Consider the following 12,148-nt stretch of genomic DNA (forward strand, 5'->3'; position numbering starts at 1 on the left):
TTTTTAATGAAATAATAACTGAGATTTCTAATAAGGAAAATAACAAGTCTGATTTTTCAATTACTATTTGTTATTCATTAGCAGAGTTTCATAAATCAATCTCGCAAGTGGATAATGCGCGAATAATTCTTGATGCCGATAATATCAATAAATTAGACTTGCTTTATATTTTTAGTCTGATAAATAATAAAACCAAAAAATCCAACATATTCTTATTTATCAAAGAACAGAACGCCTTAAATTTTCTCGGCGAAATGCGAAGATTACCCACAGTTTTTTTATATAAAAATGCCCCATTAGAGCTATTGAAACGAATGTTGGAAGATTTTGTATTGGATCGCCGGGTAAAGAAGCGTGACTTAAAAATCAGTAGTCAGTTAAAAGGTGACTGCCCGTTAACACCAAGGGAAAAGGAAGTTATGCATCTTATTTTAACCGGAATATCTAATGCTGATATCGCGGAGTTATTAAATATTAGTCATAAAACAGCCAGCGCCCACCGAATGAAAATTTACCGGAAATATAATGTAAATAACTTAATGGGGCTTTATATTCAATTTAAGCACGATGGCGTGAGATAAAAATAACTATCATTTTCTCATTCACTAAGTTGCGATTTTTGTGGGATTTACCCGTTCAGAACAGTGTGTGCCGGTAGAGCCATGCAAACACCCGATAAAATCGGGTGTTCGAGAGCCGCATTGATTATCGTTCGCGCTGGTTCATCATTAATGCCAGATCGACAAGGCGATTTGAGAATCCCCATTCGTTGTCATACCAAGCGAGGATTTTGACCATATTTCCGCCGATAACCAGTGTCGATAACCCATCAATAATAGATGAACGCGGATCGCCCTGATAATCGCTCGAAACCAAGGGTTCGTCGCTATAACCCAGAATACCCTGCAACGGCCCAGACGCTGCCGCCTGGCGGAATGCATCGTTAACTTCTTGCACAGCGACATCACGCTCAAGCGTCACGGTGAGATCGACTATCGACACCACCGGAACGGGCACCCGCAGCGAGTAGCCTGTCAGCCGGCCATCAAGTTCGGGAATGACTTTCCCTAACGCTTTGGCAGCACCACTGGAGTAAGGCACAATCGACAGCGCTGCCGCGCGTGCACCGCGTAAATCTTGTTCGGGCTGGTCGTGCAATACCTGACTGTTGGTATAGGCGTGGGTGGTATTCATCAGGCCGTGCTTGATACCAAAATGTTGGTGTAGCACTTGTGCGGCAGGTGCCAGACCATTGGTCGTGCAGCTACCATTACTGACAACAAAGTGTTTTTGCGGGTCGTACAGTTGATGGTTGACGCCCATCACTACGGTTAAATCGTCATTTTTGCCCGGTGCTGAGATGATGACGCGTTTTGCCCCGCCACTGTTAATATGCACCGCTGCTTTTTCGCGTTCAGTGAAGAAACCCGTCGCCTCAATCACGATATCCACGTCCACATCTCGCCAAGGAATGCGGGCCGGATCGCGTTCACTGAATACCACGATTGGTTGACCATCGACAGTCAGTTGCCCATCGGCTGCATCCACTGAACATGCCAGCGTACCCAGTAGAGAGTCGTATTTCAGCAGATGAGCCAGCGTTTTGCTGTCTGTCAGATCGTTGATTGCCACAATCTGAATATCCGGATTGCCCAGTGCTGCGCGCAGTACGTTGCGCCCGATTCTCCCGAAACCATTAATACCGACCTTGACCATGATGAACTCCTAATGTGTTGTCTCAGGAGTGACTTTAGGCCCAGAGCAGTTTGGCGTAAATGACAAAAAAGGATCATTTTACGCCATTTTGCGACAATGAAAGCGCTGGCGATATTCCCCCGGTGTCAGGTGCAGTTGTTTTTCAAACATACGGCGCAGATTGATACTGCTGCCGAAACCCGTTTGTGCGGCAATTTCGTCCAACATATCGGTGGTTTGCTCCAGCCGTTGCCGTGCGGCAGCAAGGCGAGCTTCGGCAACATAGCGCGCCGGAGATGCGCCGGTTTCACGGGTAAAAACGCGGGTGAAATTGCGCGGACTCATCGCCACTTTTTCTGCCAGATTTTCAACGCAGAGGTCGGAGGTAATATTTTCCAGGATCCACGACTGTAGATCGCTTATCGGGCCAGAACCGCTGTTTTTCCGCAGATCGTAGCGGCTAAACTGTAATTGACCGCCGGGACGGCGAAGATACATCACTAAATCCTGTGCGACATCGCGGGCAAGGCTAAAACCGTAATCTTCCTCAACCAGTGCCAGTGTCAGATCAAAACCGGAGCTGACACCACCGGATGTCCAGATAGGCCCATCTTGAATATACAGCGGCCCGCTTTCGACCTTTATTTCAGGAAATGCTGACTGCATGGTTTCCAGCAATTTCCAGTGAGTCGTTGCTCGTCTTCCATTAAGCAATCCGGCCTGCGCCAACAGCATCGCCCCACCGCAAATTGAGGCTATACGGCGCGCATGTGGCGCTGCGAGATGCAACCAATCGACAATGGCAGTGCCTTCCAGCTCATTTTGGCCCCGGCCAGTAATGAGTATGGTATCGAACGGCTCACGGGGATCCAGCTCATGAAGGCGATGATCGGCCAGCAGGTTTAACCCGGACTGGCCGTGGATCACCTGATGCAGCTGAGTTGTTGCAATACCAACATGATAACGAGGGCGATCCAGGCCTTCCGTATGCAACTGGTTAGCCTGCATCAGAATGTCAGCAATACCGGCAGACTCGAACAACATGCCGCCATCAGGAACAATAATGAGAATTTTCTTCATGTCCTGAAAAGTATACTTCTAGCAAAATAAGTCAACAGGGGAGGTAAGCATTTTCGGGGAAAAGGAGGGAGTGATAAGTGCTAATGGTGTCCCCGACTGGAATCGAACCAGTAACTAGCCCTTAGGAGGGGCTTGTTATATCCGTTTAACTACGGGGACCTGCTCACCGGTAGGGTGATTGTCGATGAAATGCACTGCCGGAGTATTATACGCATTTTGACCCAGATAATAAGCAGTTAGCTATCTGTTTGGTTACTCTGTCGCCAACTGGTGGTGAATAATGAGTATTTATTGGCAAAAAACATCAGATATAGCCGCAAAATACGAGCCGTTACGGGGTTGGGGGCGGTGAATCACCGTCCACTTTATCGTTTTTTTAGATTGATGGGGCAAATCTTTATTCGCGGCTTTTTAGTCATGCACGCGAAAGTAGCAGGTCACCTGATGTTCATGTTGTTGGTTTTTTCTACAGAACATTGATCTTAACCCGAATATTACCTCTATAAGGGTAGCGATAGCGTTGGGCCCATACTACGTAAGGATTAAGCCTTTATGTTATCATTCGGTTTTCCTGAACTGACAATCCTACGGTGGAAGACAATCCTTCATGCTGGAAGCTAAAAATCTGACCTGCATCCGAGATGAAAGAAGCTTATTTCAACAGCTCAGTTTTTGTGTGGCTGCGGGAGAGATTGTGCAGGTCGAGGGGCAAAACGGGGCCGGTAAAACCAGCCTGTTGCGCATTCTGGCGGGCCTTGCCGATGCCGACGAAGGGCAGGTGAATTGGTTGGGGGAGAATATCCGCCGTGACCGCGCCCGTTATCATCAGGATTTACTCTTTTTAGGCCATCAGCCGGGAATCAAATCGGTACTCACCCCTTTTGAGAATTTGGCCTTTTATCAATCGGTATTTCAACAGGTTGATAGCGCTGCCATCTGGCAGGCATTATCTCAAGTCGGGCTGGTAGGATATGAAGATTTGCCGGTATCACAACTATCGGCGGGGCAGCAGCGGCGGGTGGCTTTAGCCCGTTTGTGGTTGAGCCAATCACCATTGTGGATTTTGGATGAGCCACTGACCGCAATAGATAAACAGGGGGTTAGCACCTTGTTGGCTCTGTTTGTGGAACATGCCGCTAAAGGGGGCATGGTGCTGCTCACTACTCATCAGGAGTTGGATGATGTCGGGCAGCAGGTACGTAAAATCCGTTTAACCAACACGCAGGAGAATTAATGTTTATTAGCGTGTTGCGCCGCGAATTAAAAATTGCCTTCAGGAAAGGCGCAGAAATCGTTAATCCGCTCTGGTTTTTTCTGATTGTCATCACCTTATTTCCGCTGGGTATCGGCCCAGAGCCACAATTACTGGCGCGGATTGCACCGGGCATTGTTTGGGTCGCCGCACTATTAGCATCATTATTATCGCTGGAACGACTCTTCCGTGATGATTTTCACGATGGCTCGCTTGAGCAGTTGCTGTTATTACCCAGCCCGCTGACACTCACGGTGTTAGGCAAAGTGTGTGCTCACTGGGTGGTTACCGGGCTACCGTTACTGATTTTATCGCCGCTGGTGGCTTTATTGCTTTCCCTTGATAGCAACACGGCCATTGCGATGGCGCTGACACTGTTACTGGGAACGCCAACTTTAAGTTTTATCGGGGCAATCGGTGTGGCGCTAACGGTGGGATTACGTAAAGGAGGGGTTTTACTAAGCTTATTGGTGCTGCCGCTGTATATCCCGGTGCTGATATTTGCTACTGCGGCCATTGACGCCGCTTCAATGTCATTACCCATCGATGGTTATCTGGCGATTTTGGGCGCGATGCTGGCGGGGAGCGCGACACTGGCGCCTTTTGCTACCGCCGCTGCATTGAGAGTAAGTGTGCACTAGCTGTTTACGGCGGGTATGAGTAATAAACGATTTATAATAAGAAGAAAAGAGTACCGATTTTCAGAAGCTTAAGCGCGGTAGCCAACACCAGTCAGAGCAGATTGCGCGCCGTACCCTGCACCGGTATTACCCACCTGTGGTGATGCCCGTCCAATTTTAATGTGAGCAATGAAAAATGTGGAAATGGTTTCATCAATTCGCTAAACCTGAACGGCTCTATCAGTTGTGTGGCCGATTTATCCCATGGCTGAGCATCGGGGCAGCTATCTGCCTGATGGTGGGCTGGGTGTGGGGCTTTGGTTTCGCCCCGTCGGATTACCAGCAAGGTGATAGCTTCCGTATCATCTACTTGCATGTTCCGGCGGCGATTTGGTCGATGGGCATTTATATGTCGATGGCTATCGCGGCGTTTGTCGGTTTGGTCTGGCAAATGAAAATGTCCGATAACGTCGTGGCCGCCATGGCCCCGGTAGGTGCCGTATTTACCTTTATTGCCTTGGTTACCGGGTCGGCCTGGGGTAAACCCATGTGGGGAACATGGTGGATCTGGGATGCGCGGTTGACCTCCGAGTTAGTGCTGTTATTCCTCTATCTAGGGGTGATCGCCCTGTATAACGCTTTTGAAGACCGCAAACTGGCCGGGCGCGCCGCCGGTATTTTGGTGCTGGTCGGTGTGGTTAATATTCCGATTATTCATTTCTCTGTCGTGTGGTGGAATACCTTGCATCAAGGTTCGACTAACATGCAGCAAAGCATTGATCCGAGCATGCGCTCCCCGCTGCGCTGGGCTATTTTTGGCTATCTCTTCTTCTTTATCACCCTGACATTAATGCGCCTGCGCAATCTGATTTTGCAGCAAGAGCGCCATCGGCCTTGGGTCGCCGCTTTGTTGCATAAGGAGCCTCGTGTATGAATCCGGCCTTTAATTCCTGGGCGGCATTTTTTGCCATGGGGGGGTATGCCTTTTATGTCTGGCTGGCGATAGCAGCGACGGTTTTATCACTGCTGGGCCTATGGATACACACGGTATGGCAGCACAAACAATTATTAACGGATATTAAGCGCCGTGAGGCGAGAGAGCATCGTATTCGTCAGGCAAATCAGGCGCAACATGCCGCTCGTTCGCAGGAGAAACAACAGTGAACCCACGTAGAAAAAGTCGGCTCTATCTGGCGATTGTGGTTCTAATCGGTATCGGTTTGACCACCACTCTGGTGCTGTACGCGCTGCGTTCTAATATTGATTTGTTTTATACGCCGGGTGAAATTTTGCAGGGCAAAGGCGAGCGCCATGAGAAGCCGGAAATCGGTCAGCGCTTGCGTATCGGCGGTATGGTGATGCCGGGGTCGGTGAAGCGTGACGACAAAACGTTAGAAATGAGTTTTAAGGTTTACGATGCGCGAGGTGCCGTCACTGTGACCTATACCGGTATTTTGCCCGACTTGTTCCGTGAGGGGCAGGGGGTGGTGGCGCAAGGTGTCTTTGCTGAAGGCAATACCATCAATGCCAAAGAAGTCTTGGCAAAACATGATGAAAAATACACGCCACCGGAAGTCAAAGAGGCGATGAAAGAAAACCATACCCGCCCGGCTGAGGCCTACAACAGCACCGCTGCGCAAGGTAATGCCTCATGATGCCAGAAATGGGTAGTTTCTTGTTATGTCTGGCGCTGGCAATTTCGCTATTGCTGAGCTTGTACCCGCAGTGGGGTGCTGCTCGTCAGGATGCCCGCATGATGGCAACCGGCAGGCCATTGACCTACGGTATGTTTGCCACCATCGCGCTGTCATTTATATGCCTTGTATATGCGTTTGTAGTAAATGATTTCACCGTCTCTTATGTCGCGGCAAACTCAAATTCACATCTGCCAGTCTATTACCGCATTGCGGCAACCTGGGGGGCGCACGAAGGGTCACTGCTGTTGTGGGTATTGCTACTCAGTTGTTGGTCACTGGCGGTGGCACTGTTTAGCCGCTCCATGCCGGATGATGCGGTCGCCCGTGTGTTGTCAGTATTGGGGATGATTACTGGCGGCTTCCTGCTGTTTATTATTCTGACCTCGAATCCGTTCAACCGCACCTTGCCGGACTTCCCGATTGATGGCAATGACTTGAACCCGCTGTTGCAAGATGTCGGGTTGATTTTCCATCCACCTTTGCTTTATATGGGTTACGTCGGTTTCTCAGTGGCATTTGCTTTCGCCATTGCCTCTTTAATGGCCGGCAGGCTCGATAGCGCCTGGGCTCGCTGGTCACGCCCGTGGACTCAGGCCGCATGGGTGTTCCTGACTATGGGGATCGTGCTCGGCTCCGCTTGGGCTTACTATGAACTCGGTTGGGGCGGTTGGTGGTTCTGGGATCCGGTAGAGAATGCTTCCTTTATGCCGTGGCTGGCAGGGACGGCGCTGATTCATTCATTGGCCGTCACTGAAAAACGCGGAACATTCAAAGCGTGGACAGTATTGCTGGCAATTACCGCATTTTCTTTATGCCTGATGGGGACATTCCTGGTGCGCTCCGGTGTATTAGTCTCGGTGCACTCTTTCGCCTCTGATCCCGCGCGCGGCATGTTTATCCTGGCCTATTTAGTGATAGTTATCGGCGGCTCTTTGCTGCTGTATGCGGTTAAAGGCGCACAAGTGCGCAGCCGGACTCAGCATGAAGTGTTCTCGCGCGAGACATTCCTGCTGGGTAATAACGTGCTGCTAATTGCTGCTATGTTGGTGGTATTGCTCGGCACCTTGCTGCCATTGGTCCACAAACAGCTTGGATTAGGCAGCATCTCCATCGGCGAACCCTTCTTTAATACCATGTTTACCTGGTTGATGGCTCCGATGGCGCTCTTAATGGGGATTGGCCCATTGGTGCGCTGGCGTCGCGATGAGCCGAGCAAGCTTTACAAACGCTTGGGTGTGGCGCTGGTGGTCACTTTGCTCATGTCGATATTAGTCCCTTGGTTGCTGCAAGATACTATTGCCGGAATGACCGTAGTTGGCCTGATGATGGCTATCTGGGTGATTATCCTGACCCTGATGGAGTTGCACGAACGCGCCACGCATCGTCATGGTTTCTGGCGTGGTCTGAGCCATCTATCCCGTAGCCATTGGGGGATGGTGCTGGGGCACCTTGGGGTGGCGGTGACCGTGATCGGTATTGCGTTCAGTCAGAATTACAGTGTCGAACGCGATGTGCGCATGAAAGCTGGTGATAGCATCGATATTCACGATTATCACTTCGTATTCCGCGATGTTCATGATGTTAAAGGGCCAAACTATACCGGCGGTGTGGGCATTATTGATGTCACCCGAAACGGCAAACCTGAAGCGACCTTACATGCAGAAAAACGCTATTACAGTGTGGCTCGCTCGATGATGACGGAAGCTGCCATTGATGGTGGCCTGACACGCGATCTGTATGCCGCGCTGGGTGAAGAGCTGGATGATGGCTCCTGGGCGGTGCGCTTGTATTACAAGCCATTTGTCCGTTGGATCTGGTATGGCGGGGTGTTTATGGCCATCGGCGGCATTTTCTGTATGTTTGATCCCCGTTATCGGATGAGCAAAAAGTTAAAACGCGGCGCGGCGACGGAGGCTAAATAATGAAATCTCAATCTTCATTTAATAAGCTGATGTTCATTCCGCTGGTGCTCTTTCTGCTGCTGGTTGTGGCTTTTCTGGTGCAATTGACCCGCAATGCCAATGGTGATGATCCCACCATGCTGGAATCGGCGCTGATTGGCAAACCGGTACCGACTTTTAAACTGGAATCCCTTGATCAACCGGGGAAAACTTTCGATCAGGCGGTATTGCATGACGGCAAACCCATGTTGCTCAATGTCTGGGCCACATGGTGCCCCACTTGCCGTGCCGAGCATGAATATCTGAATAAGCTGGCGGCGCAGGGTATTCGTGTGGTGGGGTTGAACTATAAAGATGATCGGGCCAAAGCGGTGCAGTGGCTTAATTCGCTGGGTAATCCTTACGCGCTGAGTTTGTATGATGGCGATGGCATGTTGGGGCTGGATCTGGGGGTTTATGGCGCACCAGAAACTTTCTTGATCGACGGTCAGGGCATTATTCGCTATCGCCATGCCGGTGATCTTAATGATCGCGTCTGGCAGCAGGAAATCCTGCCGCTGTATAAAAAGTATCAGGGGGGCGCATGAGATTATTCAGCCTGGCACTGGGCCTGATATTGGGCTGGAGTATTTTTGCGACCAATGTTTTTGCCGCCATTGATACTTACACCTTTAGCTCAGTGGAGCAGGAACAGCAGTATCGTGAGTTAACCGAGCAATTGCGTTGCCCTAAATGCCAAAACAACAGCATTGCTGATTCTAATGCCATCATTGCCGCCGATATGCGTGGCAAGGTGTATGAATTGCAGCAGCAGGGTAATTCTAAACAGCAAATCATTGATTATATGGTGGCCCGCTATGGCAATTTCGTCACTTATGAGCCACCGGTGACGGCAGCAACTTTGATTTTGTGGGTCGGCCCGACCATGTTTGTTCTGCTTGGTGCGGTGATTGTGGTGTTACGCGCCCGGCGGCGGGTGGAAAAAGAGGCCTTACTTTCACCGCAGGAGCAGCAGCGGTTAGACATTCTGCTGGCTGAACAAAAACAACCTCCGGCTCCACACAAAAAGACGAACAGGAAACAACCATAATGGTTTTTTGGCTGATAGTGATTATTTTGCTGGCGGTCGCGGGTGCCTTGTTGGTCATTCCGGCGCTGCGACAAGAGAACAATTCATCGGTAACTACCCGAGATGAGCTAAATAAGGCGATTTATCAAGACCGGTTATCTGAATTGGCAGCAGATGAAGCCCAGGGCGTAGTGGAACAGCGGCCTGAATTGATTCAGGAATTACAGCAAAATCTGCTAACAGATATCCCACATGAATCCACTGAGGACACCAACCCAATCAACCGCTGGGTTTTATTACCGGGCGTAGTCATTCTGGTAGTGGTTTCGGTTGGGTTATATGTGAAAACAGGCGGCCTGGCGCAAGTGCAGGCGTGGCATCAGGTTGAAGCTCAGATGCCAGAGTTGCGCGCCAGAGTCGCCAATGAGCGGGCTGAGCCTCTGACCATGGAGGAAGTCGCACGTTTGGGGCTGGGATTGCGTACCTCATTGCAGCAAGATAGCGGTAACGTCAACGATTGGATGATGCTCGGCAGAGTGGGCATGGCACTGAATAATGCCACTACCGCCACGCAAGCTTTTGCTAAAGCTTACCAACTTGCGCCCGATAATGATGACGTTAGGCTGGGTTATGCTGAAGTGCTGACTCGTTCCAATGATCCGCAAGATAATCAGTTGGCAACCAAGATGTTGCGCACTATGGTCGGGCAGGATCACACCAACTTACGCGCCATGAGCTTGTTAGCTTTTAATGCTTTTGAGCAGGGCGATTTTAAACAAGCCATTGGTGCGTGGGAAGTTATGCTAAAATTGCTGCCTGCTGGTGATTCTCGCATCGAAGTGATAAAACGCAGTATTGCGCAAGCGAAATCACAGGCAGGGCAGGAAACAGCTACACTGGGAATAGAGGTCTCGTTGTCACCAGAGGCTACCCAGAAATTACCCCAGCAAGGGGCGCTGATTATCTCGGTAACGGATGGCACAAACCCGATCCCCGTAGCGGTAAAACAGCTACCTTTGAGCCGATTCCCGCTATCCGTGACGCTGGATGATAGCAATGCAATGATGCCGGAGCGTTTGCTCTCCTCGTTGCAACAGGTGAAAGTGCGTGCGCGTATTTCACTGGATGGCACTGCCAATCCGCAGCCAGGTGACTGGTTTGGTGAAAGTGGTGTGCAGGATTTCGGCCCGAAAGGGCAGCCACAAACTATTCATGTTCAGATAAACAAACAGCTCCCTTAAATATAAGGGGCTGGAAAGAATTTCATGGAGAAAGATATGAACTACCGCCTGATTGGGCTGGCTTTTGCAACCGTACTATTAATAGGCTGCGCCAGTAGCTCGCCGGATCAAATGGAGCAGGGCCGCTCAGATCCGCTGGAAGGTTTTAACCGGGCAATGTTCAATTTTAACTATGAGGTTCTTGACCCTTATCTCGTGCGTCCGGTGGCCGTTGCTTGGCGCGATTATGTGCCACAACCTGCGCGTAATGGGATGAGCAACTTCCTGGGTAACCTTGAAGAGCCAGCCAGCATGGTCAACAGCTTCCTGGTGGGTGACCCGTACAACGCCATGAAGCACTTTAACCGCTTCTTCCTCAACACTATTTTGGGAATGGGGGGCTTAATAGATGTGGCCGGTATGGCGAATCCCAAGCTGGCGAAAAAAGTGCCGAACCGTTTTGGTAGTACGTTGGGGCACTATAATGTTGGCTATGGGCCTTACGTAGTATTACCGGGCTATGGCAGCTTCACGATCCGTGAAGATGGTGGTAATGCGGCTGATTACGTCTATCCGGTGCTGAGTTATCTGACTTTCTGGATGTCGGCAGGTAAATGGATGCTGGAAGGGGTTGAAACCCGTGCACAGTTGTTAGATTCAGATGGCTTGCTACGTAACTCCTCCGATCCCTATTTGATGGTGCGTGAGGCCTACTTCCAGCGCTATGATTTCCTGGCGAACGGTGGGCAGTTAAAACCAGAAGTTAACTCGAATGCTCAGGCTATTGAGGGTGATTTGGAAAGTATCGATTCACCTAACTGATAGATATGCTACTTCGACACACAAAAGAGCGCCGCGAGGCGCTTTTTTGTTGCTGCTGTATCTACGTAGTTGAAGAGTGTATACTCATTGTAGATACATAAAGTGAAAGGGGTGATTATGCGAGCTCAAGCCACATTACAAAAATGGGGCAATAGTGTTGCCTTACGTTTGTCGGGTAATCTTAAAACTATCCCTAATTTTGAGGTGGGTGACACTGTTGATATCGATATCAGCGAACAAGGATTAGTGATTCAAAAAGTCGTCAAAAAGCCATTGACCGAAGAAAGCCTGCTTGCCGGACTTAGCGCTTACACGGCACATGCTGATGAACTTACACATCCCACGGAGAGGGAGCTTGATTATTAATGTATATACCAAAGCGAGGCGATATTTGTTGGTTGGATTTTGAACCAACGAAAGGGAAAGAGATTGGCAAATATCGTCCTGCTCTTATTCTTTCACATGAAACATATAACCGCTTAACCGGATTGGTGATGTGTTGTCCTGTGAGTAGCAGTGTTCGTGGCGCACCTACCGAAGTTCCGGTTACCAACCTTGATGCACCTTGTGTTGTGGCAACAACCCTAATCCAAACCTTTGACTGGCGTCAGCGTAAAGCTAAATTTCTGACTGAATCAGAAGCGGGTTTATATAATGAGGTGTTAGCGAGACTTATCCCGCTCATTGGCGGTGAACATCTACTCTCTTCTCAGGGATTGAATAAATAAAAAAGCGCCGCGAGGCGCTTTTTTGTGGGCAACTATTGTTAGGAAAACAACGTTGCCAATAATG

15 protein-coding genes and 1 tRNA gene are annotated in these 12,148 nt (G+C 49.8%); 13 read left to right on the top strand and 3 right to left on the bottom strand.

Going from position 1 to position 12,148, the window contains the following annotated elements:
• Window positions 1–581, top strand: a 581-nt coding sequence (locus HU019_RS05905) for a helix-turn-helix transcriptional regulator (RefSeq protein ID WP_174850479.1), incomplete at its 5' end; no start/stop codon positions are given.
• Between the two features lie 124 nt (window positions 582–705).
• Here the strand turns inward: HU019_RS05905 and gap are convergent.
• The 3 genes from gap to HU019_RS05920 all read right to left on the bottom strand — a co-directional run bounded on the left by gap (window position 706) and on the right by HU019_RS05920 (window position 2,934).
• Window positions 706–1,716 carry a type I glyceraldehyde-3-phosphate dehydrogenase gene (gene gap, locus HU019_RS05910; RefSeq protein WP_174849982.1) on the bottom strand — a complete coding sequence of 337 codons (1,011 nt, stop codon included), beginning with the start codon at window positions 1,714–1,716 and terminating at the stop codon, window positions 706–708.
• A gap of 78 nt (window positions 1,717–1,794) precedes the next feature.
• Window positions 1,795–2,775: a GlxA family transcriptional regulator gene (locus HU019_RS05915; protein ID WP_174849983.1), complete on the bottom strand. Its 981-nt coding sequence runs from the start codon at window positions 2,773–2,775 to the stop codon at window positions 1,795–1,797.
• A gap of 84 nt (window positions 2,776–2,859) precedes the next feature.
• Window positions 2,860–2,934, bottom strand: a tRNA-Arg gene (locus tag HU019_RS05920).
• Between the two features lie 448 nt (window positions 2,935–3,382).
• Between HU019_RS05920 and ccmA the strand changes: the two genes are divergently transcribed.
• The 12 genes from ccmA to HU019_RS05980 all read left to right on the top strand — a co-directional run bounded on the left by ccmA (window position 3,383) and on the right by HU019_RS05980 (window position 12,084).
• Entirely contained in the window at window positions 3,383–4,009 is a 627-nt protein-coding gene (gene ccmA / locus HU019_RS05925) for a cytochrome c biogenesis heme-transporting ATPase CcmA (protein WP_174849984.1), read from the top strand.
• Window positions 4,009–4,668 (top strand): heme exporter protein CcmB, encoded by a 660-nt coding sequence (gene ccmB / locus HU019_RS05930; protein ID WP_011815897.1) that lies wholly within the window; start codon window positions 4,009–4,011, stop codon window positions 4,666–4,668. Before ccmA ends, ccmB begins: the two co-directional genes overlap by 1 nt.
• Window positions 4,669–4,843: 175 nt before the next feature.
• Complete coding sequence (locus HU019_RS05935; protein WP_174849985.1) at window positions 4,844–5,581, top strand: heme ABC transporter permease; 738 nt, start codon at window positions 4,844–4,846, stop codon at window positions 5,579–5,581.
• The gene (ccmD, locus tag HU019_RS05940) at window positions 5,578–5,811 is read left to right on the top strand and encodes a heme exporter protein CcmD (RefSeq protein ID WP_174849986.1); all 234 of its coding nucleotides are present in this window, start codon (window positions 5,578–5,580) and stop codon (window positions 5,809–5,811) included. The genes HU019_RS05935 and ccmD overlap by 4 nt, the downstream gene beginning before the upstream one ends.
• The gene (gene ccmE, locus HU019_RS05945) at window positions 5,808–6,302 is read left to right on the top strand and encodes a cytochrome c maturation protein CcmE (RefSeq protein WP_019083583.1); all 495 of its coding nucleotides are present in this window, start codon (window positions 5,808–5,810) and stop codon (window positions 6,300–6,302) included. Before ccmD ends, ccmE begins: the two co-directional genes overlap by 4 nt.
• The gene (locus HU019_RS05950; RefSeq protein WP_174849987.1) at window positions 6,299–8,266 is read left to right on the top strand and encodes a heme lyase CcmF/NrfE family subunit; all 1,968 of its coding nucleotides are present in this window, start codon (window positions 6,299–6,301) and stop codon (window positions 8,264–8,266) included. Before ccmE ends, HU019_RS05950 begins: the two co-directional genes overlap by 4 nt.
• Window positions 8,266–8,832: a DsbE family thiol:disulfide interchange protein gene (locus HU019_RS05955; protein WP_174849988.1), complete on the top strand. Its 567-nt coding sequence runs from the start codon at window positions 8,266–8,268 to the stop codon at window positions 8,830–8,832. Before HU019_RS05950 ends, HU019_RS05955 begins: the two co-directional genes overlap by 1 nt.
• Window positions 8,829–9,335, top strand: coding sequence for a cytochrome c-type biogenesis protein (locus HU019_RS05960; protein WP_174849989.1), 507 nt, complete (start codon window positions 8,829–8,831; stop codon window positions 9,333–9,335). Before HU019_RS05955 ends, HU019_RS05960 begins: the two co-directional genes overlap by 4 nt.
• Window positions 9,335–10,555 (top strand): c-type cytochrome biogenesis protein CcmI, encoded by a 1,221-nt coding sequence (ccmI, locus tag HU019_RS05965; protein ID WP_174849990.1) that lies wholly within the window; start codon window positions 9,335–9,337, stop codon window positions 10,553–10,555. Before HU019_RS05960 ends, ccmI begins: the two co-directional genes overlap by 1 nt.
• A gap of 36 nt (window positions 10,556–10,591) precedes the next feature.
• The gene (gene mlaA, locus HU019_RS05970; protein WP_072081724.1) at window positions 10,592–11,356 is read left to right on the top strand and encodes a phospholipid-binding lipoprotein MlaA; all 765 of its coding nucleotides are present in this window, start codon (window positions 10,592–10,594) and stop codon (window positions 11,354–11,356) included.
• A gap of 117 nt (window positions 11,357–11,473) precedes the next feature.
• Window positions 11,474–11,722 (top strand): AbrB/MazE/SpoVT family DNA-binding domain-containing protein, encoded by a 249-nt coding sequence (locus HU019_RS05975; protein ID WP_005171960.1) that lies wholly within the window; start codon window positions 11,474–11,476, stop codon window positions 11,720–11,722.
• Entirely contained in the window at window positions 11,722–12,084 is a 363-nt protein-coding gene (locus tag HU019_RS05980; RefSeq protein ID WP_174849991.1) for a type II toxin-antitoxin system PemK/MazF family toxin, read from the top strand. The genes HU019_RS05975 and HU019_RS05980 overlap by 1 nt, the downstream gene beginning before the upstream one ends.
• Window positions 12,085–12,148: the final 64 nt, after the last annotated feature.

The sequence above is a fragment of the Yersinia artesiana genome (genome assembly GCF_902726545.1).
Taxonomy (GTDB): domain Bacteria; phylum Pseudomonadota; class Gammaproteobacteria; order Enterobacterales; family Enterobacteriaceae; genus Yersinia; species Yersinia artesiana.